The 25,912-nt window shown below is 63.6% G+C and carries 27 protein-coding genes and 1 tRNA gene; 5 read left to right on the top strand and 23 right to left on the bottom strand.

Annotated elements, in window-relative coordinates:
• Positions 1 to 3 precede the first annotated feature (3 nt).
• The 3 genes from WP12_RS07345 to lptF all read right to left on the bottom strand — a co-directional run bounded on the left by WP12_RS07345 (position 4) and on the right by lptF (position 3,230).
• A complete protein-coding gene (locus tag WP12_RS07345; RefSeq protein WP_084691024.1) occupies positions 4 to 711 on the bottom strand; it encodes a sterol desaturase family protein in 708 nt (235 codons plus the stop codon).
• 222 nt (positions 712 to 933) lie between these two features.
• Complete coding sequence (gene lptG / locus WP12_RS07340) at positions 934 to 2,028, bottom strand: LPS export ABC transporter permease LptG (protein WP_046193040.1); 1,095 nt, start codon at positions 2,026 to 2,028, stop codon at positions 934 to 936.
• The gene (gene lptF, locus WP12_RS07335) at positions 2,028 to 3,230 is read right to left on the bottom strand and encodes an LPS export ABC transporter permease LptF (RefSeq protein WP_046193039.1); all 1,203 of its coding nucleotides are present in this window, start codon (positions 3,228 to 3,230) and stop codon (positions 2,028 to 2,030) included. The genes lptG and lptF overlap by 1 nt, the downstream gene beginning before the upstream one ends.
• A 117-nt stretch (positions 3,231 to 3,347) precedes the next feature.
• Between lptF and WP12_RS07330 the strand changes: the two genes are divergently transcribed.
• Genes WP12_RS07330 through WP12_RS07320 form a run of 3 tightly spaced genes read left to right on the top strand, consistent with a single transcriptional unit; the run spans position 3,348 to position 5,771 of the window.
• Positions 3,348 to 3,866, top strand: coding sequence for a DUF2141 domain-containing protein (locus WP12_RS07330; RefSeq protein ID WP_046193038.1), 519 nt, complete (start codon positions 3,348 to 3,350; stop codon positions 3,864 to 3,866).
• Positions 3,866 to 4,837 carry a diacylglycerol/lipid kinase family protein gene (locus tag WP12_RS07325; protein ID WP_046193037.1) on the top strand — a complete coding sequence of 324 codons (972 nt, stop codon included), beginning with the start codon at positions 3,866 to 3,868 and terminating at the stop codon, positions 4,835 to 4,837. Before WP12_RS07330 ends, WP12_RS07325 begins: the two co-directional genes overlap by 1 nt.
• A gap of 22 nt (positions 4,838 to 4,859) precedes the next feature.
• Entirely contained in the window at positions 4,860 to 5,771 is a 912-nt protein-coding gene (locus WP12_RS07320; RefSeq protein ID WP_046193101.1) for a hypothetical protein, read from the top strand.
• A 153-nt stretch (positions 5,772 to 5,924) separates the two neighbouring features.
• Here the strand turns inward: WP12_RS07320 and WP12_RS07315 are convergent, their stop codons facing one another.
• The 3 genes from WP12_RS07315 to WP12_RS07305 form a co-directional block, all read right to left on the bottom strand.
• Positions 5,925 to 7,910: an ATP-binding protein gene (locus tag WP12_RS07315; RefSeq protein WP_046193036.1), complete on the bottom strand. Its 1,986-nt coding sequence runs from the start codon at positions 7,908 to 7,910 to the stop codon at positions 5,925 to 5,927.
• A gap of 81 nt (positions 7,911 to 7,991) precedes the next feature.
• Positions 7,992 to 9,194, bottom strand: a complete 1,203-nt coding sequence (spt, locus tag WP12_RS07310; RefSeq protein WP_046193035.1) for a serine palmitoyltransferase — start codon at positions 9,192 to 9,194, stop codon at positions 7,992 to 7,994.
• Positions 9,195 to 9,200: 6 nt separating this feature from the next.
• Entirely contained in the window at positions 9,201 to 9,443 is a 243-nt protein-coding gene (locus WP12_RS07305; protein ID WP_046193034.1) for an acyl carrier protein, read from the bottom strand.
• 135 nt (positions 9,444 to 9,578) lie between these two features.
• On the opposite strand from WP12_RS07305, the gene WP12_RS07300 reads away from it, so the two are divergent.
• Entirely contained in the window at positions 9,579 to 10,121 is a 543-nt protein-coding gene (locus tag WP12_RS07300) for a Pycsar system effector family protein (RefSeq protein ID WP_046193033.1), read from the top strand.
• Here the strand turns inward: WP12_RS07300 and WP12_RS07295 are convergent.
• The 8 genes from WP12_RS07295 to hspQ all read right to left on the bottom strand — a co-directional run bounded on the left by WP12_RS07295 (position 10,118) and on the right by hspQ (position 16,037).
• Positions 10,118 to 11,023 (bottom strand): NAD-dependent epimerase/dehydratase family protein, encoded by a 906-nt coding sequence (locus WP12_RS07295; RefSeq protein ID WP_046193032.1) that lies wholly within the window; start codon positions 11,021 to 11,023, stop codon positions 10,118 to 10,120. The genes WP12_RS07300 and WP12_RS07295 overlap by 4 nt on opposite strands.
• The gene (gene proB, locus WP12_RS07290) at positions 11,020 to 12,144 is read right to left on the bottom strand and encodes a glutamate 5-kinase (protein ID WP_200894472.1); all 1,125 of its coding nucleotides are present in this window, start codon (positions 12,142 to 12,144) and stop codon (positions 11,020 to 11,022) included. Before proB ends, WP12_RS07295 begins: the two co-directional genes overlap by 4 nt.
• A 5-nt stretch (positions 12,145 to 12,149) precedes the next feature.
• A complete protein-coding gene (gene obgE, locus WP12_RS07285) occupies positions 12,150 to 13,196 on the bottom strand; it encodes a GTPase ObgE (RefSeq protein ID WP_046193030.1) in 1,047 nt (348 codons plus the stop codon).
• 47 nt (positions 13,197 to 13,243) lie between these two features.
• Positions 13,244 to 13,813, bottom strand: coding sequence for a TetR family transcriptional regulator (locus tag WP12_RS07280; protein ID WP_046193029.1), 570 nt, complete (start codon positions 13,811 to 13,813; stop codon positions 13,244 to 13,246).
• A 194-nt stretch (positions 13,814 to 14,007) separates the two neighbouring features.
• On the bottom strand, positions 14,008 to 14,580 hold the full coding sequence (locus WP12_RS07275) for a GNAT family N-acetyltransferase (protein WP_046193028.1): 573 nt from the start codon (positions 14,578 to 14,580) through the stop codon (positions 14,008 to 14,010).
• A gap of 178 nt (positions 14,581 to 14,758) precedes the next feature.
• Positions 14,759 to 15,028, bottom strand: coding sequence for a 50S ribosomal protein L27 (rpmA, locus tag WP12_RS07270; RefSeq protein ID WP_046193027.1), 270 nt, complete (start codon positions 15,026 to 15,028; stop codon positions 14,759 to 14,761).
• A 26-nt stretch (positions 15,029 to 15,054) separates the two neighbouring features.
• The gene (rplU, locus tag WP12_RS07265) at positions 15,055 to 15,417 is read right to left on the bottom strand and encodes a 50S ribosomal protein L21 (protein ID WP_046193026.1); all 363 of its coding nucleotides are present in this window, start codon (positions 15,415 to 15,417) and stop codon (positions 15,055 to 15,057) included.
• Between the two features lie 248 nt (positions 15,418 to 15,665).
• Positions 15,666 to 16,037 (bottom strand): heat shock protein HspQ, encoded by a 372-nt coding sequence (hspQ, locus tag WP12_RS07260; protein ID WP_046193100.1) that lies wholly within the window; start codon positions 16,035 to 16,037, stop codon positions 15,666 to 15,668.
• A gap of 144 nt (positions 16,038 to 16,181) precedes the next feature.
• On the opposite strand from hspQ, the gene WP12_RS07255 reads away from it, so the two are divergent.
• Positions 16,182 to 16,271, top strand: a tRNA-Ser gene (locus WP12_RS07255).
• 427 nt (positions 16,272 to 16,698) lie between these two features.
• Here the strand turns inward: WP12_RS07255 and WP12_RS07250 are convergent.
• The 9 genes from WP12_RS07250 to WP12_RS07210 all read right to left on the bottom strand — a co-directional run bounded on the left by WP12_RS07250 (position 16,699) and on the right by WP12_RS07210 (position 25,797).
• Entirely contained in the window at positions 16,699 to 17,286 is a 588-nt protein-coding gene (locus tag WP12_RS07250) for an NADPH-dependent FMN reductase (protein ID WP_046193025.1), read from the bottom strand.
• 54 nt (positions 17,287 to 17,340) lie between these two features.
• Entirely contained in the window at positions 17,341 to 18,192 is an 852-nt protein-coding gene (locus WP12_RS07245; protein ID WP_046193024.1) for a fumarylacetoacetate hydrolase family protein, read from the bottom strand.
• Positions 18,189 to 19,478 carry a CoA transferase gene (locus tag WP12_RS07240; RefSeq protein ID WP_084691015.1) on the bottom strand — a complete coding sequence of 430 codons (1,290 nt, stop codon included), beginning with the start codon at positions 19,476 to 19,478 and terminating at the stop codon, positions 18,189 to 18,191. The genes WP12_RS07245 and WP12_RS07240 overlap by 4 nt, the downstream gene beginning before the upstream one ends.
• Positions 19,475 to 19,963 (bottom strand): MaoC family dehydratase, encoded by a 489-nt coding sequence (locus WP12_RS07235; protein ID WP_046193023.1) that lies wholly within the window; start codon positions 19,961 to 19,963, stop codon positions 19,475 to 19,477. The genes WP12_RS07240 and WP12_RS07235 overlap by 4 nt, the downstream gene beginning before the upstream one ends.
• The gene (locus WP12_RS07230; protein ID WP_046193098.1) at positions 19,960 to 20,766 is read right to left on the bottom strand and encodes an HpcH/HpaI aldolase/citrate lyase family protein; all 807 of its coding nucleotides are present in this window, start codon (positions 20,764 to 20,766) and stop codon (positions 19,960 to 19,962) included. The genes WP12_RS07235 and WP12_RS07230 overlap by 4 nt, the downstream gene beginning before the upstream one ends.
• A 2-nt stretch (positions 20,767 to 20,768) precedes the next feature.
• Positions 20,769 to 21,638 (bottom strand): FAS1-like dehydratase domain-containing protein, encoded by an 870-nt coding sequence (locus WP12_RS07225; protein ID WP_052730262.1) that lies wholly within the window; start codon positions 21,636 to 21,638, stop codon positions 20,769 to 20,771.
• A complete protein-coding gene (locus WP12_RS07220; protein ID WP_046193022.1) occupies positions 21,638 to 23,113 on the bottom strand; it encodes an aldehyde dehydrogenase in 1,476 nt (491 codons plus the stop codon). Before WP12_RS07220 ends, WP12_RS07225 begins: the two co-directional genes overlap by 1 nt.
• Positions 23,114 to 23,129: 16 nt before the next feature.
• Complete coding sequence (locus WP12_RS07215; RefSeq protein ID WP_046193021.1) at positions 23,130 to 24,761, bottom strand: GMC family oxidoreductase; 1,632 nt, start codon at positions 24,759 to 24,761, stop codon at positions 23,130 to 23,132.
• A 97-nt stretch (positions 24,762 to 24,858) separates the two neighbouring features.
• The gene (locus WP12_RS07210) at positions 24,859 to 25,797 is read right to left on the bottom strand and encodes a LysR family transcriptional regulator (protein WP_235399026.1); all 939 of its coding nucleotides are present in this window, start codon (positions 25,795 to 25,797) and stop codon (positions 24,859 to 24,861) included.
• Positions 25,798 to 25,912: the final 115 nt, after the last annotated feature.

Raw genomic sequence — 25,912 nt, 5'->3', positions numbered from 1 at the left:
GCCTTAGTGCGGGATACGCTGGCTGGGGTGACCAGTGGCGACACCGCCCGACAGGCGCGCCACCTGCGGATAACGCTCGGCGACCTCGGGCGTATAGCCCAGGTTGAATACCGTCTCGCTCTTCTTGTCCTTCTCGATCCGCTCGTAATAGGTGCCGAACAGCCGATCCCAGAAATAGTTGGTGATGCCGAAATTGCCGCGCTCATCATGGAAATGATGCGCCATGTGCCGCGCCTTCATCTCGACGAGCATCTTGTTCTTCGGCTTGTAGGCCAGATGCTGGATGCAATGGCAGAACTCATAAAAGCAGGTCGTCAGCAGGCCGGTGGCGAAGGCCGCCAGCGCGCCGCCGACGCCACCGAACCAATAGCCGAGCGGCGCGGTTGCGATCGCGATCGTCGGCAAGGTGGTGTGGAGCGCGCCGAAAAGGATCTCGAGTCGATTCGGATCCTGGTGGTGATCATAATGGATGCGCTTCCAGGTCGCGGCGAGCAGCGGCACCTTGAACATCCAGCGGCTGTGCAGCACCCAGCGGTGCAGGCAGTACCAGACCAGCGGGTAGACCATCAGCGAGACACCGATTGCCGCAAGCGTCGGCATGAGCGGCGCGGGATAAAGAAAAAAGAGCCCGATCGCCACGAACGCGCTGGCCAGATAGCCCATGATGGCGGGATATTGGAAATAGGCGATCACCAGCTCCCGCAGGGTCATGCGGTCGAGATGGTGTTCCTTGGCCCAAAAGGCCGGCTTGATGGCGGTAAGCTTCACGCAAATCCTCGAAAAATCGATGCCGGCCTATGTGGGCCTAATATGGCTATCGCGTCTGGCGTTGCAATGCGGCGCTTTTGCGACAGCCTCATGGCCGTGCTCTATTTTCCTTTGGCTTGCGTGGCGCTTAACAGATTGTCGCGCAACCGCTACCGGGCCGATACTCTATTCCTCGGTGCGGATCAGCACCGCCTCACCGATCAGCAGGAACAGCAAGAAGGGCGCCCAGGCGGCGAGTGTCGGCGGATAAGCTCCGAGATTGCCCATCGCGAGCGCGAAATTATCGGCGACGAAATAGGCGAACCCCAGCCCCATGCCGATCACCGCGCGCACGAACAAATGGCCGGACCGGGCAAGCCCGAAGGCCGCCACCGCCGCCAGCAACGGCATCAGCACCGCCGAGAGCGGGCCCGACAGCTTGTGCCACAGCCCCGCCTGAAGCGGCCCGGTAGGCCGGCCCGCGGCGTCGAGATCGGCAATCGCCGTCCGCAGCTGCAGGATCGAGCGCGAGGCGGGATCGACGCTGGAGAGGGTGAAGCGGTCGGCGGTAACGCCGCGCGCGAAGTCGTACACCGGCAGCGTGGTGGTCACGCCACGCTCGACATCGAACCGCGCGGCATTGTTGAGCCGCCAGCCGCCCTCGGCCTGCCGCGCGCGCATGCCTTTGATGATCGAGATCAGCCGGCCGCCATTGCGGTCATAGATGGTGACGCGATCAAGCTCGGTCCGGGTGCCCCGCCCCCGCGCGCTGGCGGCGTGGATCAGGTCGTCGCCGTCGCGGACCCAGACGTTGTTGGCGATGCCGCGGTCGCGCGGAATCGGCCCATAATCGGCATTGGTCCAGGCACTCAGCGTCGCGGTCGACCGCGCAACGACGCGCTCGTTGAAGATCAGCGACCCCAGCGCGATGCCGATGCTGGCGACGACCAGCGGCGCCAATATCTGGTGCGCGGATATTCCCGCCGCCTTCATCGAGATGATCTCGCTGTTCTGGTTGAGCGTCACGAAGGTGATCAGCGTTGCCAGCAGCGCCGCGAAGGGCAGGAAACGCGCGATGATCTGCGGGGTCCGCAGTGTCACATAAAGCCAGAGCTGGGCATTACCGTTACCCGGATAGGCGAGGATGTCCCCCGATTCGCCGAGTAGGTCGAGCGCCATCAGCACGATCACCAGCGCCGCCAGCACGGCGACAAAGCGGACCAGGAAGATACGCGCCATGTAAAAGGTAATCGTCCGCGAGGCGAAGAAGGAGATATTCATCAATTGGCCTCCTTCCGGCGGAATTTGACCCAGCGGACCACCGTCTTGACCGCCTTGTCGGCGCCGCGTTCGAGCGCGCCGATCGGCTGGCCACCGGGAACATGCGCGATAGTGCGATACATCCACCAGACCAGCGCCGCGAATGCCAGGAAGGGAATCCACAAGGCGATAATCGGCTCGACCCGGCCAAGCGCAGCGACCGACGCGGCATATTCGTTGATCTTGTGCTGGGTGACGATCATCACGATCGACAGGAACACGCCGAGCGCCGACGAGGATCGCTTCGGTGGTATCGCCAGCGCGAGCGCGAGCATCGGCAACAGCAGCATCGTCGCGACCTCGACGAGCCGGAAATGAAATTCGGCACGCAGCTCGGATCGCAGCTTTTCGGAAGTGCCCGCCTTGTGCGCGACGATCGCCAGCTCCGGCATCGTCATTTCAAGATCGCGGCCACCGCGCTGTCGAAATGCTTCCATCTTGGGAAGGTCGATCGGCAGGTCGTGCCCGACGAACTGGAGCACGCGCGGCTCCTTGAAGCGGGGCGCGTCGTGGACGAGTACGCCGTTGCGCAGCCGCAGGATGATCGTATCGGGATCGTCGGTGGCGAGGAACTGGCCATGTTCGGCGGTGACGGCGAGGCTCTTGCCCTCGCTCGTCTCGGTCATCACGAAAATGCCCGAAAGCTCACGTCCGCCGTCGCGGCTGGTCTCGACCCGAATCGTCATCCGCTTGCCCAGCCGGGTGAATTCACCGACCTTGATCGATGCGCCAAGCGCGCCCGAGCGCAGTTCGAAGCGCAGTCCTTCATAGGCATAGCGCGAATAAGGCTGGATGAAGCCGACGATTGCGAGATTGAGCAGCGCCAGCCCGATCGCATAATAATAGGGAACGCGCAGCAGCCGCCCATAGCTGAGGCCGACCGCCCGAAACACGTCGAGTTCGGATGACAGCGCCAATTTCCGAAAGGCGAGCAGACAGCCGAGCATCAGTCCGATCGGGATGCCGAGCGACATATATTCCGGGATCAGATTGGCAAGCATCCGCCATACGACGCTGACCGGTCCGCCCTCCGAAACGACGAAGTCGAACAGCCGCAGCATCTTGTCGAGCGTCAGCAGCATCGCCGCGATCACCAGCGTGCCAATCAGCGGCGTGGCGATCAATTTGGCGACATATCGGTCGGTTAGCGTGCCAAATCTCAACTTTTCGACGCCCCGTGACCATGTTCTGGCCGCAATCGCAGCCCAATTTCCGACTCATGGGGCAGTGTACCGGCCATGGGTTCGCGCATGGCTATAGCTTCCAGGAGTAATGAGGTCATGTCGAAACTTGTGGTAGGGTTGGCTGGATTGATGCTCGTCGCGGCGATGCCCGCCGACGCGCGCGCCGCCGTGCTCGGCCCGGATGCGGCGGCCTGTACCGGTGTTGGCCCGGCAATGCTGGTCCATATCGAGGGTTTGAAGAAGCGTAACGGCATGCTGCGTGTCCAGTCCTATGGCGGAAATCCCAATCGTTATTTCGAGAAAGGCGCCTATTTGCGCCGCGTCGATGTCGCCGTTCCGGCGTCCGGCCCGGTCGATATCTGCGTTCCGGTTCCTGCCGAGGGCACTTATGCGGTCTCGGTCCGCCACGATGTCGATGCGTCGGGCAAGACCGGAATGAACGACGGCGGCGGAATGTCGGGCAATCCGAAGCTTTCGCTGTTCGACGTGATATTCAAGCGCAAGCCCAGCCCCGAGCGGGTCAAGGTATCGGTGCGTGGCGTGGCCCGCATCCCCGTGACGATGAATTATGTTCAGGGCAGCTCGTTCGGCCCTATCGCGATGGCGGCGCGCTGATGGCCTCCGTCGCGCTCCTCTCCAATCCGCGCTCGACCGGCAATCTGTCGATGCTGCCGCGGATGCGGAGCTATTGCGCGGCGCATAGCGACGTCTTCCATTATGAGGTCGAATCGATCGAGCAGATCGGCGAGGCATTGCGCACCATCGCCCGGGTCAATCCCAAGGTGCTGGTCGTCAATGGCGGCGACGGCACCGTTCAGGCGGCGCTGACAGAACTCTATCTCGGCAATCATTTCGACGGCTCACCGCCACCGGTCGCGGTGCTGCCCAATGGCAAGACCAATCTGATCGCGCTCGATCTGGGCGCGGTGGGTGACCCGATCGCGGCGCTCGCCCGGGTGATCGAGATCGCCCGCAACGGCATCGAGGAGCATGTCGTGGTGCGCGAATTGATCGCGCTGTCCGACGGCACCGATGGCGCCCGCCCCGTGCTGGGGATGTTTCTCGGCGGCGCAGGGCTCGCCGACACGATCCTCTATTGCCGCAACAAGATCTATCCGCTGGGCCTGCCCAACGGGATCAGCCACATCCTGACCGCGATCGCGGTGATGGCGACGCTGATCCTCGGCATTCGCACCGCCTTCCTGCCTCCCGCTGCGACCCCGCTGAAGGTATCGATGATGCGCCAGGGGCAACTCCATGGCCGCTTCTCGCTGCTGATCGTCACGACTCTCCACAAGCTGCTGCTCGGCAGCAGCACCGCGGGCTCCGCAACCGCGGGCGCGCTGCAGCTCATGGTGGTCGAACAGCGGCCCATTCCGCTGCTGCGCGCGATTTTCGCCGGGATTTTCGGGCGGGTTGGACGCAACCAGATGGATGGCGTCCATTTCGAACGCGGCGACGAAATCCGGATCGAGGGCGACCGGTCGAGTGTCGTGCTCGACGGCGAGATTTTCCAGGCCGATCCCGGCCGGCCGATCATCCTCAAGACCACCCCGCCGGTCCCGTTCCTGCGCCTCGCCGCATAAGGGCGGTTTCGTGACGCTCGACATGCTGGTCGCGGCCGAACTGGCCGAGCCCGTCGATCCACGCGTTACCGCCATGGCAGCGGCGCTCGCAGGCCGTTACAGCGCGGCGTCGCGTTCGGTATTGTTCTACGGCTCCTGCCTGCGCGAAGCCAATCTCGACGGGCTGATGCTCGATTTCTACCTGATCGTATCGGATTACCGCGAAGCATTTGGCAAGGGCTGGCTGGCCTTCGCCAATCGGCTGATCCCGCCCAATGTCTTCCCGTTCGAGCATGACGGGCTGATCGCCAAATATGCGGTGCTGAGCGAAGCCGACTTCACCCGCCTCGCTTCCCCAGCGACTCGCAACGTCTCGGTATGGGCGCGCTTCGCCCAGCCGTCGCGGCTCGTCTGGACAGCAGACGAAAGCGCTCGCGCACATGCGGTTTCGGCCGTGACGCGCGCCGCCCCGGCGCTATTGGCCGCAGCGCGGCCGATGCTCCCCGACACCGTCACGCTCGATGAGCTGTGGGGACAGGCTTTCGATCTGACCTATGCCGCCGAACTGCGCGCCGAACGCAAGGGCCGGGCAACATCGGTCGTCTCGGCCGATCCCGGCCGCTACCGCCGCTTCACCGCCCCAGCGCTCGCCGCCGCCGGCCTGAGCGCGACGATCAAAGGCGACCATATCGCCTTTGAGGAGGCGCTGAGCCTCGCCGACCGCCGCGCGGGCGCGGCACAATGGAAACGCCGCCGCCTGGAGGGCAAGGCGCTGACCATTGCCCGGCTCGCGAAAGCGAGCACTACCTATGCCGGCGGCATCGATTATCTCGCCTGGAAGATCAACCGCCATGCCGGCGCCGCGATCGAAATCCACCCCTGGCAGCGTCGCTGGCCGATCCTTGGCGCGATCAGCCTGCTCCCGCGGCTGATCCTCAAGGGATCAGTGCGCTAACTCCGGTGGCGTTGGGGTCCGAACAGGCGACCGCTTTTCGAACGATAGACGCCGTGCCAGCGCAGGCGGGCATCCATGTCTCTTCCGGCCTGCGGCCGCATCTGTGTACCAGACCTGGCCCCCGCCCTGCGCTGGAGATCACATAGGAGGAAGCTAGGCCGCCTGCGACGAAGCCGGTTTGCCTCGCCGGTCCATCGCCTGGGCGATCGCATTGCCGAGGCCGGCGATGGTGAAGGGCTTGCGCAGCACCTCATAGCCGGCGAAGTCGTCGCTCTGGCCGGCTTCGCCGACATAGCCGGTGACGAACAGCACGACGATATGCGGATAATCGCGGCTGATCCGGCTGACCAGTTCGGGCCCGGTCATCCCCGGCATCATCACATCGGTCAGCATCAGGTCGAAGCCCGAACCGGTCGCCAATATCTCCAGCGCCTCGTCGCCCGAGGAGCAGGCGCGCACGCTGTGGCCGAGCTCGATCAGGCCAGCGCGCGTCGAGGCCTGGACGCGTGGATCGTCCTCGACCAGCAGGATCGACAGCGCCCCAAGCTGCGAATTGACGATCTTCACGCCTTCCTGCGCGGTCCGTTCGCCGGCAACACCATGATAGCGCGGCAGGTAAAGCGAGATCGTCGTGCCCTTACCGACCGCCGATTCGACGCGAACATCGCCATGCGATTGCCGGACGAAACCGAAAATCTGGCTGAGACCGAGGCCGGTGCCCTTGCCGACCGGCTTGGTGGTGAAGAAGGGCTCGAAGGCGCGTTCGAGAACCTGGGGCGGCATGCCGCAGCCGGTGTCGGTTACATTTATACGGACATAATCCCCGGCGACGAGGCCGCCGACATCGTCCGTCGCGATGGTCACGTCCTCCGCCGCGATGTCGAGGCGGCCCGCGCCATCCATCGCGTCACGGGCATTGACCGCGAGATTGAGGATGGCATTTTCAAGCTGGTGCGCATCGGCCCAGATCGGCCAGCGCGCCTTGGCCACGTCGACCCGCACGGTGATACGCTCACCCAGCGTCCGGTCGAGCAGCACGTTCATGCCGGTGACGAGCTTCGACGGCTGCACCGCATCGGGCAGCAGCGGCTCCGCCCGCGCGAAGGAGAGAAGCCGCCGGGTCAGCGCGGCGGCGCGGTCGGCGCCTTCCATCGCGCCATCGAGATAGGTGCTGACGTCACCCGATCGCTGCGCCAGCTTGCGCCGCGCCAGATCGAGCCCGCCGACCACGACTGCGAGCATATTGTTGAAGTCGTGCGCGATGCCGCCGGTGAGTTTGCCGACCGCCTCCATCTTCTGGGCCTGGGCAAGCTGCGCCTCGGCACGGGCGCGGGTCTCGGTCTCCTCGCGCAGCTTTTCGTTGGCGCGGCTGAGCTCGCCGGTGCGCTCGGCGACCGCCGCCTCGAGTTGCGCGGCGCGATCACCCTCCTCCTCGGCCATGCGATCGGCGCTCGCGCGTTGTGTCGCGGCAGAGGCGGCCAGCCAGCCGAGCAGGATCGCAAGGCCGGTGAGCACGACACCCAGCACGGACAGCAAGGTGGTGAAGCTCTGTGCGCGTTCGGCCGACAACATCGTGGCCTCGGTGCGCCGGCCCAGCCGTTCGCGCTCATTGGCGCTGATCTTTTCGAGAGTCTTGTCGATCGCCGCGACATTGGGCGATTCCCCGGCGCGGTTGTACATGCCGATCGCGTACCAGCCCTTGCCGACATTGGCGAAGGCGGCCGCCGCCGCCAGCTCCTTTTCGCGTGCGTCGAGCAGGCCGCGCAGCTCGACCAAAAGGGGGCCCTGCACCGCGCGCCGGGCTACCAGCTTGTCCAACTCGCGCAAATGGCTCGCGGCCCGCCGCCACTCGTCATAATAGATCGTGCCGGTGCGACGGTCGGAATTGACGACATAGCGCCCGAGCGCGGCTTCCGAGCGCGCCAGCGACGCATCGAGCGAGCGCGTAAGCATCATGATGTCGTAGCTGCGCTGCTCCTGGACCAGCGCTGCATCGCGCGCCGCATTGGTCCGCGCGACCATCATCACCACCAGCAGCAACAGCGCGAGCGCCGCCAACGCCAGCAGGCTGGCCGCCACCACCCGCCCCGAGGCAGGAGACAACCCCCGCTTCAAGGTCTCGGGAGAGAATGTTGCCATCGATACGCATTGTACCGCAGCCGGAGCGACGGGCAAAGCCATCAATGCGACGAACCGTTCGCCTTTACGGTCGGTCCTGTCTCAGGGGATGACGCCCATGGCGCGGCCGGCACGCTCGAACATACCCAAAATCTCGTCGACTTGTTCGTCACTATGCTCGGCGCATAGCGAGCAGCGCAGCAGGAACATGCCTGCGGGCGTCGCCGGCGGTCGGGCGGTGTTCACGTACAGGCCAGCTTCGAGCAGCCCCTGCCATAGCCCCACGGCCTGGGCCATGTCGGTCAGGATCACCGCGATGATCGCCGACTGGGCGGTCTCGGTGCCGAGCTTATAGCCCATGTCGCGCAGGCCCTGATGGAGCCGCTTCGAATTCTTCCAGAGATGGGCGCGCTTCTCGCCCGCGTGCATCAGCTTGCGGATCGAGGCCGCCGCGGTCGCGACCACCGAAGGCGGCAGCGACGCGGTGAAGACATAGGGACGGCAGACGAGGCGCAGCACCTCGAACTTCGGATGATTGGAGACGCAGAAGCCGCCGACCGTGCCGACCGATTTGGAAAAGGTGCCAACGACGAAGTCGATGTCGTCGGCGACGCCGGCTTCCTCGAACACGCCGCGGCCATGCTCGCCGAAGAAGCCCATGCCATGGGCCTCGTCGCACAGGATCATAGCACCATGCTTCTTCGAGACGGCGACCATTTCCTTGAGCGGGGCGATGTCGCCCATCATCGAATAGACGCCCTCCAGCACGACGAGCTTGCCCGCCTCCGGCGGCAGACGGCCCAGCCGCTTGTCGAGATCCTCGACCGAATTGTGACGGAAGCGGACGACCTCGGCATTGCCGAGCGCGCAGCCGTCGTAGATCGACGCATGGCTGTCGGCGTCAAGGATGATGTAATCGCCCTTGCCCGCGATCGTCGAGATCATCCCGAGATTGGCCTGATACCCCGTCGAGAAGACAATGGCGTGCTCGGTGCCGTAGAATTCCTTGAGCGCGTCCTCGCACTCCTTATGGCCCTGATAGGTACCGTTGAGCACACGGCTGCCGGTCGTGCCCGCGCCATAGGCATCGAGCGCAGCCTTGCCGGCGGCGATCACGTCCGCGTCGAAGGTCATGCCCATATAATTATAGGTGCCGAGCAGGATCGTCCGCTTGCCGTTGATCATCGCCTCGGTCGGCGACAGCACCTTATCCATCACGATCCCGTACGGATCGCGCACCCCTGTAGCGAGCAGCGCTTCGCGCTCCGCGATCAGCGGATCGAACTTCGAAAACAGATCCTTCACCAATGTTCAGCCCTGCAATTTGGCGACAGCATCGACGAGCTGGCCGACCGTTTCGATCTCTGCCTGCATGTTCATCGTGATGATGATGTCGAACTCATCCTCGACCGCCGCGACGAAATCCATCACCGTCAGGCTGTCCCATTCGAGATTGCCGGCGAAGCTCGTCGCGTCGGTCAGGTCGACACCCTTCTTGTTGAAAGGCTCGATCTGTTCCGCCACGCGGGTGAAGATATCGTCTCTGTCGCTCATCACTTGTCCTTAGGATCGTTGGCCCGCGCATGACAAGCCATTGCGGCGGCTTCACGGCAGCGGCGCGGCGGCGCTTGGCAGCGGCGGGTTCGCGGTGCATGTATATGACAATCGGATGTCGATATAGGGGGGCATGTGTCGACCGAACCAGTGAATCAGAACGGGCCGCGCGTCTATTCGCCCGACTTCGTCCACCTGCTCCGCACCACCCAGCAAATCCAGTATCAGCTCAGCCAGATGGCCGATCAGAAGGCTAACCTGCTGATGGGCACCACCTTCGTGATCTTCACGATCACGGTGGGTCAGGCCAAGTCGGGCAGCGGCCCGGCGACCGCGCTGCTGATTCTAGGCGCGGCGGCCTTTCTGTCGGCGCTGCTCGCGGTGATGGCGGTGCTACCGTCCACCAAGGTGCCGCCCCGGCCCGATGGTCCCGCGAATCTGCTGTTCTTCGGATCGTTCAGCCAGCTCACCGAGGACGAATTCGTCGCGCTGATGCTCAAGACCGTCGAGACGCATGACGCGGTGTTCGAAGCCTTCGCCCACGACATCTATCAAAATGGTCGGGTGCTCGCGCGCAAGAAGTACCGGCTGCTAGGGTACGCCTATAAGGTGCTGGTGGTCGGGCTGGTGTGCAGCTTCATCGCCTTCATCCTGCACTTCGCGGCAGGAATCGGTTAGAGCCAGCCCTCCGAACGATACCAGTCTGCGGTCGCCTTCAGTCCTTCGGCGGCCTTTACCTTCGGCTCCCAGATCGCGGCGGGCGGGCGCTTCTGCGCCACCCAGTCGGGATGGCAGAAATAGCGCACCCGGTCGGGGGTGAGCTTGGCGCGGTCGCCGAGGCGCATCCGCTCGGCGGTCGCGGCGAGGCGCAGCGCGAAGCCCGGCACTGGCAGCGCCAACGTACGGGGACGGCCGACGCCCTGCCCGATCAGCTTGCCGAACTCGCGGTGGGTATAGCCTTCCGTGGTCCCGTCATCGGGCTCGTAAACCTGCCCGAACGCGGCCTTCGCTTCGATCAGGTCGAGCAGCAGCCGCGCGAGGTCGCCCGCTTCGATCAGCGAGACGCGGCCACTGGGGGGTAGCGGAATGACGCCCTTGCGCCGCGCGATTCGGAACAGTTCGAGCATCTCGCGGTCGCCCGCGCCGTAGATCGCGGGCGGGCGGACGATCGTCCAGTCGAGCGGCGACTGAACGACCAGCGCCTCCGACGCCGCCTTCGACCAGCCATAGTCGGACAGATCCGGCTCCCGCGCCGACAGCGAGGAAATATGGATGAAACGCTTCACCCCGCCCGCCTCGGCGGCGGTCAGCATCGATGCGGTGCCGGTGACGTTCGCCGCAACGAAGCCCGCCAGCGCAGGCGCGTTGATCGCGCCGGCGATGTGGATCACCGCATCGGCGCCTTCGACGAGTTCGGCGAGACGCGGAAAATCGTCGAGCGTCCCCTTCACCCATTCGACATTGGCGCGCGGGAATTGGGCGCTACGGGCGAGCGCCTTGATGCTGTGCCCGCGCGCCGCCGCTTCGCGCAGGACATGCCCGCCCAGAAAGCCGGTGCCGCCGGTGACGGCGAGGATCATAGCAGCACCATATGATCGCGATGGACAAGAGCCGAGCGCGGCGCATAGCCGAGGATCGCCTCGAGCGCGTCGCTGCGCCGGCCGACGATCTTCGCCGCATCGGCGGCATCATATTCGGCAAGGCCCCGCGCCAGCACATGCCCGTCCGGCCCGGCGATATCGATAACATCGCCGCGCGCGAAGCGGCCGTCGACGGAGACCGCGCCGGCGGCGAGCAGGCTGCGGCCCTGCGCCAGCGCCCCGGCCGCGCCCGCGTCGACGGCGATGCGCCCCTTGGCGGTAAGCCGGCCCGCGAGCCATGCCTTGCGCGCGTTGCCACTCTTCTCACCAATGAAGATGGTGCCCCGGCCATCGGCATCGAACATCGCGAGCGGGTTATCGCGCTTGCCCGATATGATCGCGAGATGTGCGCCGGAATGCTGCGCGATTCGCGCCGCTTCCAGTTTCGAGATCATGCCACCCGATCCCATGCCCGACGCCGATCCGGCGTCCGCCATGGCTCGAATTTTTGCATCAATGCGATGAACCTCGGGAACCAGCTTAGCGGTCGGATCGCGGTGGGGGTTGGCGGTGTAGAGGCCGTCGATGTCGGACAGCAGGATAACGCCCTGCGCATCGGCAGCCTGGCCGATCCGCGCCGCCAGCCGGTCATTGTCGCCAAAGCGGATTTCCTCGGTCGCGACCGAGTCATTCTCGTTGATGACTGGCACGACGCCGAGGCTGAGCAGCCTGTCGAGCGTCGAGGCAGCGTTGAGATAGCGGCGGCGATCTTCCAGATCATCGAGCGTTACCAGCATCTGCGCCGCCGTCAGCCCCACTTCGCCGAGCAGCTCGGCCCAGCAATGCGACAGCGCGATCTGCCCGGTCGCCGCCGCGGCCTGAGCATCCTCCAAATTGGCGCGACCGCCCTTGGCGAGACCGAGGCGGCGCGCGCCAAGCGCGATCGCCCCCGACGACACGACCGCGATCTTCTGCCCCGCGCGGTGCCGCGCGGCGATGTCCGCAACGACGCCTTTCAGCCATGCGCGCCGGACCAGGCCGTCAGTATCGACGAGCAGCGCCGACCCGATCTTTACGATCAGGCGCGGGCATGAAGCCGGAGAGAAACGTTCGGAGGGCATAGAAGTCAGATGGGCGACCAGGGTTCATTCTCGCTGCCATCGGCAATCGCCGCTGCCTTCTCGGGCGTAGGGCCGAGTATCTCGATAATCTTATCGAGCACCGGCTCCAGCCCCTCGCCGGTCGCACCCGACAGGCGCATGACCTTGATCCCGCCCTTTTTGGCGAGCTTCTTCTCCAGTTTGTCGAGCGTCTTGGGATCGACCGCATCGACCTTGTTGAGCGCGATGATCTGCGGCTTGCCGACGAGGCCAGCGCCATAGGCTTCGAGCTCGCCACAGACGATATCATAAGCGTCGGCGGGGTCTTCGCCACTGGCATCGACGAGATGGAGGAGCACCCGGCATCGTTCGATATGCCCCAGGAAGCGGTCGCCGATCCCGGCGCCTTCGGCCGCGCCCTCGATCAGGCCGGGAATGTCGGCGACGACGAACTCGCGGCCCTTGTGGCTGGCGACGCCCAGCTGCGGGCGCACCGTGGTGAACGGATAGTCGCCGACCTTCGCCTTGGCATTCGAGACTGCGTTGATAAAGGTTGACTTGCCGGCATTGGGGAGGCCCACCAGCCCGCAATCGGCAAGCAGCTTCAACCGCAGCCAGACCCACATCTCCTCATAGGGCCACCCACTGCCATGCTGGCGGGGCGCGCGATTGGTCGAGGTCTTGTAGGTGGCGTTGCCGCGCCCGCCGTCGCCGCCGCGCAGAAAGACCTGCCGCACGCCGGGGACGGTGAAGTCGGCGAGCACCTCCTCCTTGTCCTCGGACAGCACCTGGGTGCCGACGGGCACGCGGATGACGAGGTCGTCGCCGCCCGCACCGGTACGATTCGAGCCCGCGCCGCCCTTGCCGCGCGGCGCTCGGAAATGCTGGGTGTAGCGGAAGTCGATGAGCGTGTTGAGGCCGGGCACGGCTTCGAACACGATGTCGCCGCCCTTGCCGCCATTGCCGCCGTCGGGTCCGCCATATTCGATGAATTTCTCACGCCGGAAGCTGACCGCCCCCGGACCGCCCGCACCGGAGCGAATGAAAATCTTGGCCTGATCGAGAAAATGCATCGCGCGCCTTTATACGAAATAGCGGCGAAAAGAACCCTCCCGCCGGTTTACCAGCCCCGCATCGACTGCAACTGGTGCGCGATCGTCGCCCGCGCGGTGTCGCGCGACACTTCGAGCGCCTTTGCGATCGGACCACCGATCATGCCTTCGCCCAATGCGGTCAGCACCAGCATCTGCGTGATCTGCCTGAGCGGTGCACCGCGATGTTCGCCCAGCTCCTCGACGAGATTATGCACTGCGTCGAGAATCGGGGTCAGCCCTTCATGCTCGCGCGACAGGATCATCCACGACATCAGCGCGGCCATGCCCTGCTTCTCGAAGGCGTCGAAGGTGATGTCGACCACCTCGCGGATATCGCCCTCCGTCTGGCGCTGACGCACCACCGCCTCGCCGATCTCGGCGATGACGCGCTTGACCATCATCTCGGCCATGGCGCGACGCAACTCCCCCGCCGAACCGAAATGGTGGAGGACATTGGCGTGAGTGCGGCTGATCCGCTTGGCGACCGCCATCAGCGTCACCGACTGGGGGCCCTCGTCGATCAGGATCGTGCGCGCCGCCTCCAAAGCAAGCAGGCGCATTTCCTCGGTCGACAGGCGCGGACGTGTATGCGGCATGATAGGCCCTGAAAAAACATGGTGGAGCGCGACGCCGGAAACCCGCAGGCACGCCCGATGTCGCGGCTCTACCCCAATCAATGGTGCGGCGGATAACACCGCCTGCCCAGGTTCCCGCGCAGGATTTTCTGTCATCGATCCAAGCCGCGCTTTGCGCTGTCTCACCTAGGTAAAACAGCCCCGCGCGGACGTGGTCAGGCCGCCATCGCATCCTCACGGTCATAGCCATGACTTGACGCAACCGTCTGGCCGGCCGAGGCACCTGCGAGGCGGACATAATCGACGCAGGATTCGACTGAATCACGCGCGATGCAGGCCCGCATGCTGACATTGCCCGTCGGCGTGAAGCCCAGCTTGTGCAGGACCCGCGCCGAGCTGGGATTGTCGACGAAATGGCCGGCAAGCAACTTCGGCAGACGCAGCCCCCCATCGGCGAGCTCGATCACGGCGCGGCCGGCTTCGGTGGCGAAGCCCAGGCCCCAATAGGGACGTGCGATCCAATAGCCGAGTTCGGCCCCGCCATCGCGGGATTCGAGGCCGATGCCGCCGATCAGGCGCGGCGCGCCATGGGTCCGCGCGAAGATCAGAAAATTGGGCAAGGGACCGTGATCGACCGAGAGGAACGCCTCGGCATCGTCGATCGTGTACGGGAAAGGAATGCGCGTAAGCTTTCCGGCAACCGCGAAGTCGCCGATCGCCGCCGCGAGGGCAGGCGCATCTTCCTTCCAGCCGGGACGCAGCAACAGCCGCGGGGTACGTGCGAACATCGGTAGAAACTCCCTCTCCGCCGCCCCGAAAACGCCTTTAAACGCAAAAGGTTACAGGGCTGCGACAATTTTTTGAGGGAGACACGAAAAAGGGAGGTAGCATAAGCCCCTCCCCCTTCAGTCCGCCTTGGCGGATCTTCGGGTCGCCCTCTGGACGACCCGATTATCGGATCGCCGGTTACTCGGCCGCTTCGGCCATGGCATCGACGCTCACATATTTACGGCCGAGTTTGCCGCTATGGAAAGCGACCTTGCCCTCGACGAGCGCGAACAAGGTGTGATCCTTGCCGATGCCGACATTGCGGCCAGGATAGACCCGGGTGCCGCGCTGACGGATGATGATGTTGCCGCCGATGACATTCTCGCCACCGAACTTCTTGACGCCGAGGCGACGACCGGCCGAATCGCGACCGTTGCGCGAAGAGCCGCCTGCTTTCTTATGTGCCATCTCAAACTACTCCGTTGGCTCTTCGATCAGGCTTCGGCGGCCACAGGCGCTTCCGCCTTGGCCTTTGCCGGGGCCTTCTTCGCCTTGGCTTCGCCGCCGATCGACAGGATCTTCAGGATCGTGTGCTGCTGGCGGTGGCCGTTACGGCGACGATAATTGTGGCGGCGGCGCTTCTTGAAGACGATGACCTTATCGCCCTTCGCCTGCGCGATTATTTCGGCCGAGACCGTCAGGCCCTTGACGTCCTGAAGGTCGGCGCCTTCACCGGCCAGCAGGACATCGCCCAGCGACACGGTTGCACCCGCATCGCCCTCGATCTTCTCGACGACGATCTTGTCTCCTGCGGCAACGCGATACTGCTTGCCGCCCGTGCGCACGATAGCGAACATGGCCCTCATCACTTCTTCAAATCTGTTAGCGCAAACGCAATGGCATACGGCCATTAGCCCCCGCGCGGGAAAGCGGTCCGCTAAAGGGAGACCGCCGCGAAGTCAACCATCATGGGGCAGGGAAACGGCAACAAATCCGTCATTCCCGCGAAAGCCGGGATCTCGGGATAGTCCCGCAACCGACAATCCGTCCCTGCCGCCCGGTATCTCAGCCTTTGCCGGGATGACTGTCCAGCGATGATTCGCCTTTAGTGGCGATGCTCGCGGCGCAGGCGATAGCGGCCATCGGCATAGCTGTCGAACAGGCCGGCAATAGCTGGGTGGTCGATCATCTCGTCACTGTCGTCCTGCATCAGGTTCTGCTGGCTGACATAGGCGATATAGTTGCTTTCGCTGTTCTCGGCGAAAAGATGATAGAAAGGCTGGTCCTTCGCCGGGCGGATGTCCTCGGGGATCGCCTCATACCATTCCTCGCTGTTGGCGAAGACCGGATCGACGTCGAAGATCACCCCCCGAAACTCGAACAACCGATGCCGGACGACGTCGCCGATGGCGAAGCGGGCATGGGTGACGGGCGGGGAGATTATCCCCTGATGGGGGGCGCCGATAACGGCGGGAATGGAAACATTCTTCTCGATCACATCGCCAATGTAGGGAAGTATCGCCGACTTGCAAGCAGGCGCTTGGCAAGCGTCGATCCTTGGTCTAATGCCCCGCCCCTATCGACTGGCGAGCGGCCCCACGGCCTCTTGCTGCTCCTCTGCGGAGAGGTGCCGGAGTGGTCGATCGGGGCGGTCTCGAAAACCGTTGTGCCCGCAAGGGTACCGTGGGTTCGAATCCCACCCTCTCCGCCACTTGGAACAACAGTGGGCACCCCGCCCACCGCCGTTCCTACGCCGTTAGCGGTATCACACGCAGCTGTTTGCTCTTTGAGCCCATGATGCGGGCTACCGCCTTGTCGACTTCCACCCGTTGCGCGAGCGCGCGCAGATGATCGCGGCGGCATCCTCCATCCTCCAAGCGGATCCGTCGGCGCGGTGGAGACGAACTTGCGCAGCATCGCTGGCGTCATGGCCTGTCGGGACGCACTCAGCAGCAATGCCGACGCCGTTCGGCATCGGCCCGCGCCTGGCCGCAGGTTGCCTTTAATCCATCGGTGCGATCGTTGAGCGCTAAGTCGTCAAAATCGAGGAAACCAAAAGCTTCATATAATTTGAGGGCGGACGAGCTTCTCCATCACGTCGAGCCTCACGCTTAGTATATAGAGTCGTGGTCATCGACTTAATCCCCCCGATGAGTTCGTCGCGAGGCCTCGGCGCGCTGCCCCGCCCCCGATGCAATGACTAGCTGCACAAGATCTCCGATACCGGCGCGCAGGAAATACAATGTTGGCTGATCCGTCAGCCTGCCCCCGGTCACCTTGTCGTGGACGCCGCCGACGACAGATTGGGGACGCACGACCAGCTGGCATGCCATGGCTATCAGCGTCTCGTTCAACTGTGCATGCGCTCGCACCCCGCCGGTGAAAGCGACCGAGGCGGTGATCGCGAGCACCGGTCTGCCGCTAATGGCGGCGCGGCCGAATGGCCGCGAGGCCCAATCCAGCGCATTTTTGAGAACGCCAGGCATGCCGTGATTATATTCTGGGGAGACTATGACTATGCCATCGGCGGCCGCTATCGCGTTTCGCAGGACCGTTACGGCAGGCGGCAACAGCGACTCCAGATCCTCGTTGTACAGCGGGAGATCGTGCAGCGGGAACAAACGGATGTTGGTCATGTCTCCAGGCGAGTCGGCCAATGTCTTCAGGATCGCAGTGCAATAGGACTCTGCGCGCAGACTTCCCGATATGCCGAGCAACTCAACCATGCTTTATCATCTTCGCCTGCCCAGCTTGGCCGCGCGCAACCGCAATCCGTCCTGTCATCGACCGGCAACCTCGTTTTCGATAAAACCGATCCCGTCGATCTCGCAGCGGACCACATCGCCCGGCTGCAGGAAGCACGGCGGGTCCATCGCGATGCCCACACCCTCCGGCGTTCCTGTCGCGAGGATATCGCCCGGTTCCAGCGTAAAGGCGGTCGAGAGGTACGATATCTGAGCCCAAATATTATGGATGAGATAGCGGGTGTTGCTGTCCTGCCGCACGGAGCCGTTGACGAGGCAGCGGATGTCAAGCGTATGCGGATCGGGTATTTCGTCGCGGGTGACGATCCACGGCCCTATCGGCCCATGGGTGTCGAAAGACTTGCCCATCGTGAATGTCTGTGAATGAAACTGCCAGTCGCGCGCAGATACGTCGTTGGCAATGCAGTAGCCGAACACATGGCTTTCCGCCTCCGCCGTTGAAACCGACTTGGCAGCCATACCTATAACAACCGCAAGTTCCGCCTCGTAATCCAGTTTCTCGGTGACGCCCGGATCGATCGGGTCGTACGGACCGGAAACACAGGTGGTCTGTTTGTTGAACCAGAGTTGATGTTGGGGCGTGTCTATTCCGAGCGACTTGGCTTCCGCCGCATGCGCACCATAGTTCATGCCTATACCCAGGAACTTACCGGGTCGTTCGATAGGAGCGAGCAGGCGAATATCCTTGAGCGCGAACTCTGCGCTTGTGTGCGTCATGAGATCGTTGATCCGGTCCAGAGCGGCCTCGCCGGCGCCGATGATCGAGAGCATCGTCGGAAAGCCGGCGGCTTCGAGCGGCACGACGCCGTCACCCCTCAACGCGCCTAACCGCGGGCCTTCTCCGGCATCGTAGCGAAGTAGTCTCATGATCTTGCATGCCCCTGCGATTGTTGGTCGAAAGATCGTGACAGGGTTGTCGCCGGCGTGAGGGGATCCTTGTCGGGGCCGGCCACCACGCCCTGGTCGTGGAGCCTGCCGATCTCGCCCCCCGACAAGCCCAGCACATCCGCCAGAATCTCATCGGTGTGCTGGCCCAGCAACGGAGCAGGAAGGGGCCGGCCAGTCGTGACTTCCGCAGACCGTACGACGCTACCCGCGGCGATGTGCCGGCCAACGCCCGGCGTGTCTATTTCGGCGAAGAGCGGATTGGAGATCGACACGCGGGGATCGTTGCGCACCAGTTCGGCGACGGATTGATAAGGTCCCCAGCAGACGTTCGCCGAGTCGAATGCCGCTGCAACCTCCGCGAAGGTCCGAGCCTCTATCCAGCGCCTTACCAGGCCGCCTATGATGTCGCGGGCCGCAAATCGGTCGGCTTCCCGATCGAACCGCAGGCCCAGCTGCTCCTCTATGACTGCGATCACATCCCGCAGGCCACACGCCATCACCAACGCCTGCCATTGCCGAGTTGAGATGGCGGCGACCATGACCCGCCGCCGGTCGGCTGTGGCGAAATCCCGACCGAAGGCGCCATAGATGTCATTACCAAGCGACTCACGCTCGGACAGTCCGACAGCGGCTTCGGTGAGTACGCCGAGATGGGACATTGTCGCGAACGCTACATCGGATAAGGCAATGCGCAGGGCCTGCCCACGGCCGGTGGTCCGGCGGTCAGCGATCGCGGTGACGAGCGCGAAAGCCGCCTGATAGGCCGTTGCGACATCCCATATGGGTAGGCTGTGATTGACCGGCCGTTCAGGCGAGCCGTTGCCGGTTATCATCGGATAGCCGGTAGCGCAGTTGACCGTATAATCGACGGCCGTCGTGCCGTCGTGATTGCCCTCGATCGTACAGCTGATGATATCCGGCCGACGTGCAGTGAGCACATCATAGGCCAGAAAGTCGCTCGCGACGTTCGTGAGGAGGATGCCGCCCTCAGGTCCGGGGGTCGTGACGAGCGCCTGTACGACTTCGCGGCCTGCCGGATTGCGGATATCGACCGCTATCGAGCGCTTTTCCTTGTTCAGGCTCGTCCAGTAAATGCTTCGCCCCCCCGGCATGACCGGCATCCGGCGATAATCGATGCCCCCGCCGATCATATCGATCCGAATGACGTCCGCGCCCTGCTGCGCCAGAGTCAGGCCGCAGAGCGGCGCCGCGATGAACGCCGAGCTCTCGACCACGCGAACGCCGGTCAGTGCGCCGGATGTCATGCCGTCGGGGCCCCGGCGCGACGTGCCGGAACGAGGCAGGACCGGCGGAAGCTCATGAACACGGTTCCACACTGCTTGGTCGCCTCGGTGTGAACCGTGACGATGCCCTGATCGGGACGGGACCGGCTGGGCCGCACTTCGACCACTTCCGACCGTGCATAGACCGTGTCGCCCGGAAAGACCGGCGCGCTCAAGATGATCTGTTCCCAGCCTAGATTGGCGATAGCGTTAAGGCTCACATCGTCGACCGTCATTCCCAGCACGATGGCGAGCGTCAGCCCGCTGTTGACGAGCGGACGGCCGAACTCCGAGGAGGCAGCAAAATGGCTGTCGCAATGCATCGGATGCCGATTCATGGTAAGCAGGCTGAACTGGATGTTGTCTGCTTCCGTGATTGTCCGCCCCGGCCAATGCGCGAACTGCTGGCCGACGGCGAAATCTTCCAGGAACCGGCCGGGACGCGGGTGGTCTGTGTCGATTTTCATCCTCGTACGCCTCCAGCGATGATGCGCTGCGCTCGTTCGAGCACGGGCTTGTCGATCATGGAGCCGGCGGCGGCCACCGCCCCGGCGCCCATATGCGCTTTCATGACTGCTCGCGCCCAGGCATGTTCTTCATCGGTGAAGGCAAAGCCGGTTTGGATGGCGGCGATCTGAGTTGGGTGGATGGCCAATTTGCCACCAAAACCCAAGGCGCGCGCGCGTCGGCAGTCGTCCACGAGCGCATCTATATCGTCAATCGCGGTTGTGACGCCTTCGATCGGCGGGGCAATATCGGCGAGCCGCGATCGCAGCACGAGCTCGCTACGGCAGGCGAGCAGCGGCTCCCAGTCGGGCGCGCAGCCGAGATCGAGCGCGCAGTCCAGGGCGCCGAAGGCGGCGCAAATCACCCGCGAGTGGCCGAGAAACTGGTCGAGCGTAGCCATGCCCTCGGCGGACTCTACAAGGGGCAAGACCCAGGCCGGAGCACTATGCTTGACGACCGTGTCGATCGCGCCGACCGCCGCTTTAGCGACCATGACGCAAGCGGGGGGGCGGCTGGCAAGCATTGCAACATCCTGCTCAAACCAGGGCGTATCGGCCCCGTTGATCCGGATGATGACTGGCACCCCGGTAATGGCATGCGCGGCCGCATTGCGACGCGCCTGATCTTTGTCCTCTGGTGAGACGGCGTCCTCCAAGTCGATGATCACGGCGTCCGCTCCGCTCGCGGCCGCTTTCGCGAACCGCTCAGGGCGATTGCCGGGCACGAAGAGTGGCGCGATCGGCGGCTTCAGCAGCGGCGTCATCGTCAAAAGCCCCATTCCGCTTCGGCGCGCATACCCACGCCGATGCCCTCGACATAAGTGAGGAAAATAGCGGGATCCCCGGAGGGATCACGGACTCCCAACAGATCCGCACCGGAAAATAGCGGCCGCGATGCGCGATAGCTGAAGCGGCGAAGCGGGCGGTCCGTCGACCTGGCGGCGATCTGCATCAGAAACGCCGCCTGAAGAGGACCGTGGATCACCAGCGCCGGATATCCCTCGGCGGCGGTCGCGTAGGGCAGGTCGTAATGAATGCGATGCGCGTTGCCCGTCAAGGCGGAGAAACGGAACAGGCGGACCGAGTTTATCGGCAGGCGTTGGAGTATCTTTCCCATCGGCGCTGGTTCGATGGATGATCCGCCGACGCTGTTCTCCGCCCGGTAAACGATGTCCTGGCGTTCGGAGATGACCCGCGTTCCCGCGATCGAATATTCATGGGCAAGCGTAACAAAGCATAACGCACCGGATCGGCCGTGCTTGAGCGAGGCCTGCTCGATGCGCGATTGGCGCAATACATCGTCGCCGATCTTGAACGATCCATGCCAGCGTACTTCGCCTCCCGCCCACATCCGGCGTGATCGGGGAAGCTCAGGCAGCATGCCATGGGCGCCGCCGGGGTGACCGTCCTCGCGCAGATCGGCTGTGGGAGCCTCGGGTGGCGCCAAGCACCAATGGGCACCAAGCGGTGCCTCATCACCCTCGCAAACCGGCCGAGCCATAGGATGGCCAAGCGTGTCGAGCAGAAGAGACGCCGTGCGCCGATTCAGCCTATCGGTGGCGCGCGCCTCGCGTCCGACGGCCGCCTGCACGGCGGCGGCGTCCCAAGCGCCCGCAATTTCGTCCCGCGCCATCATCAGCCGAGCACGAAGGGATCGGGCGTTTCGTCCGACATGTTGATCCAGACGCTCTTGGTCTGGAGATAGTCATAGATCGCGCCACTGCCATTTTCATGGCCGAGGCCCGATCGCTTGAATCCGCCGAAGGGCGACATGTAGCTGACCGCACGATACATGTTGATCCAGACGATGCCGGACTTGATGCGCTGGCTCATGCGCAGCATTCGCGCCGTATTTTGCGTCCAGATGCCCGCGGCAAGACCATAGGCGCTATCGTTCGCGATCGCGATCGCATGCTCCTCGCTATCGAAAGGAATACAGGCCAGAACCGGGCCGAACACCTCCTCCTGTGCGATCCTCATATCGTTGCGCACGCCGGTGAAGATTGTCGGCTCCACAAACAAACCCTTGGGACTGGAGGGATGCTGCCAGGGACGTCCGCCGAAGGCACAGGTGCAACCCTCGGCCTTCGCGATCTCGATATAGTCGAGAATCTTGTCATATTGCGGTCGGGTCGTGATTGGACCGATGTGAGTGCCACCGTCCATCGGATCGCCGATGATGGCTTCGCCCGCGAGCTCGACCAGGCGCGCGACGAATTCATCATGGATGCGGCGTTCGACAAGAAGCCGTGATCCGGCGACGCAAGTTTGTCCGGTTGCCGATAAGAAGCCAGCGATGACGCCTTTCGCGGCGTTGTCGAGATTGGCATCGGCGAATACGATATTCGGAGACTTGCCGCCCAATTCCAGCGTCACATGCTTGAAGTCGCGTGCCGCGGTCTCGTAGATGCGCTGCCCGCCCGTCTCGCTCCCGGTGAAGGCAATCTTGGCGACGCCGGGATGACGCACCAGCGGCTCGCCGATCTCCGCGCCAAAGCCAGTGACGACGTTCAGCACGCCGGGTGGAAGGCCTGCTTCTTCGGCCAGTCGGCCCAGTTCAAGCGCCGAGGCCGAGGTAAATTCTGACGGCTTCAACACGAAGCTATTACCAGCCGCCAATCCCGGTGCCAATTTGTTCGCCGCCAGCAGGAGCGGCGAATTCCAAGCCGTTATCGCAACGCAAACCCCCAGCGGCTCAAGGCGGGTGAAGTTGAACGCATCGGCTTTGTCTATCGGAATCACCGCCCCTTCGATCTTGTCCGCAAGACCCGCCTGATAGTGGAAATATTGGGGTATATATTCGACCTGCCGCTTCATCTCCGCATAGAGCTTGCCATTATCGCGCACCTCGATCCGGGCGAGCCGGTCGGCATTGTCGGCAATGAGGTCGCCGAACCGCCGCAGGAGATGCCCGCGCCGCGTGGCCGTCATCGACGCCCAATCGCCGGCGCCGGCGCGAAGCGCGGCGGTCACCGCCCGCTCCGCATCTGCGGCGCGTCCGCGCGGCAAGCGCGCCCACGGCTCTCCGGAAAAAGGATCCACCGTCTCGAAGGTTTCACCGGCCTCGGCCGGCAACCATTCGCCGCCGATCAGCATCTGATATTCTTGCATGACTTTCCCCGTGGGATCAGGCCGCCAATGACTTGGCGACGTCGGCGCGAACCATGTCGGCACCCTTTTCAGCGATCATGATGGCCGGCGCGTTGGTGTTGCCCGACACGATCGTGGGCATTATCGAAGCGTCGATGACCCGCAGCCCGGCGATACCGTGGACGCGCAGGCGATCGTCCACGACCGCCATTGCGTCACGGCCCATCCGGCAGCTACCGACCGGGTGATACATGGCTTGGGCATTTTCCCGCAGATAGGCCAATATCTGCCCGTCGGATTCACATGTCGCGCCAGGCGAGGCCTCCGCCACTACATGCTCCTGCATCGGCGAGGCGGCGAATATACGCCGTATGATGCGGATCCCCTCGATCATCGCGCGCTGGTCACGTTCGTCCTGCAAATAATTGAAAACTATCGCGGGCGCCGCGAACGGGTCCGGCGAGCGCAGGCTCACGGCTCCGCGTGAATGGGGCCGGATATAGGTGCAGGATGCGGTGACGGCCGGATGACCCTCCGCGACGAAGCGGCCGTCGGACGCAATGATCATGCTGAAGGGGCGAAACTGGATCTGGAGATCGGGCGTGCCTTCTGCCGCGGTGGACTTCACGAAGGCGGCGACCTGCGCCGCCGCCGTCGTCAGCAGGCCGGTGCGGCGCCAGGCATATTGCAGAACGTGAGGCAGGAGACGCCATGCCGTCAGCGGGCTGGCTGCATTGAGGATCAGTTTGTTGATGGAGAAGCTGGGGACGACATTCGACAGATAGTGCGCATAAACATGGTCCTGCAGGTTGCGGCCGACCCCGGGCAAGTTCTTCACCACCGCGATGCCGAGCTCTTGCAACGCGGCGGCGGGGCCGATGCCGGACAGCATCAGGATCTGCGGAGAGTTTATGGTACCGGCTGACAGGATGATCTCCCGCGCATGGGCGGTCTGCGCGACGCCGTCGCGAAGATAGTCGACCGATGTCGCGCGACCGTTCGCGATACATATCCGCGTCACATGCGCTGCGGTTATTATCGACAGATTAGGGCGCGATCTGATCGGATCGAGGAAGGCCGCAGCGGCCGAGTGTCGCGCGCCGCGCTTGATCGTATATTGGACATAGCCAGCGCCTTCCTGCGTCGCGCCGTTGAAGTCAGGATTGAAGGGAAATCCTACGGCCTCAGCCGACCTGACGAAAGCGCGCGACGCGGGATGGGGCGCCGTCAGGTCGCTGATGTGCAACTCACCGCCGACGCCATGATAAGCATCGGGACCGCGGGCCTGGTCTTCGCTCATCTTGAAATAGGGAAGAACGTCCTCCCACGCCCAACCCGCATTGCCGAGCGAACGCCAGCCTTCATAATCGGCTGGCACACCGCGCATATAGACAAAGCCGTTAATGGCGCTGCTGCCGCCCAGGGTCTTACCGCGCGGGCAGTAGATGCTGCGATTGTTCAGGCTTGGCTCGGGGTCGGTCCGAAAGCACCAATTGACGTGCGGATTCGCGTAGAGTTGGGCGGTCCCGGCCGGAATCGTCATCCAAGGGCTGCGGCTGACGCCACCCGCCTCGAGCAGGAGCACCTTCGCGGCGGGATCGACGCTTAGCCTGTTGGCCAGCACGCAGCCCGCGGATCCCCCACCGATGATGATGTAGTCGTAATCCAAGGATGTCGCCCAAAGAGTTTATGATGGATAACGGTTTAGACCCGAGGAGACGGCACCAACAAATTCAATTATACTGAGAATTACTAATATTTTCCGATCAATCACGCACCTTTCGGCGCGGAGACCGCGCGCGATGTTCGTCTGACATCATGACTGCAAGCAGTTCGGCCAGACGCGCTGCCGCAGGCGAGAGATTATGTCCGCGCGGCATGATGATGGCGATTTCGCGCGTTATCACCGGATCGATGATGCGCAGCGCCTGTAGATCCGGGTGGAGCGTTTCCGGGATGGCGATTTTCGGAAGGATGGCGGCGCCCAGGCCCGCCGCGCTTGCAGAAATCAACGACTGTGTCTGCGCGAATTGATAGTTGGTCGATAGTTTCAGGCCGTGCTGCACAACCGCGTCTTCAATGATCGCGCGGAGCGCTGACGCCGGGTTGAGAAGGAGCACGGGCATTTCGAGCAGTTCGCGGAAACCGATCGTCGATCCGATCGTCTGGAAAAGACGCCGGGGCACCAATGCATAAAGTTCTTCCTTCAAAATGCGATCATAGACGAAGTCGGCCTCATCCAGAACTGGCCCTATCCCGAAGTCTACTTCGCGCTTGCGAAGCCGGTCATGCAGGCCCTCCGACGTGAGCTCTTCAACGAACAGCTTGACCGCCGGATATTCGCGCCCGAACGCGACAAGGACCGCCGGCAGCCTTGTGCCCGCGATGGTCGGCGAACAGCCGATCGAGACATGGCCCCGGCGAAGTTCGGCATATTCCGCAATCTTACGCAAACCCGCGTCCACCTCGTAAAGTGCGCGGCGAACGCAGTCGACCAGTTCCTGCCCCTCCGCGGTGAGGGCGACCGAACGTGTCGTGCGGTGGAACAGCGCCACGCCCAATTGCCCCTCCAGTTGCTTGATCTGCGTGCTGATCGCGGACTGGGAGCGATTGGCAGCGCTGGCTGCCGACCTGAAGCTGCAATGCTCGGCCACAAGCAGGAACACTTGCAGCAACTTCAGGTTGACGTTCATGATGGGGCGCACGAGATTGTTCTCCATTGATCCTTAGGTCAGATCAATCCGTTGCTTATTCCAATTTGTCGGCCACTGTCCATTGGGCTAGACCCGGCGCAGAACATATCTGCTTGGGAGAGATCGT

The sequence above is a fragment of the Sphingomonas sp. SRS2 genome (assembly GCF_000971055.1).
Lineage (GTDB): Bacteria > Pseudomonadota > Alphaproteobacteria > Sphingomonadales > Sphingomonadaceae > Rhizorhabdus.
This window is presented reverse-complemented; position numbering and strand designations above follow the sequence as displayed.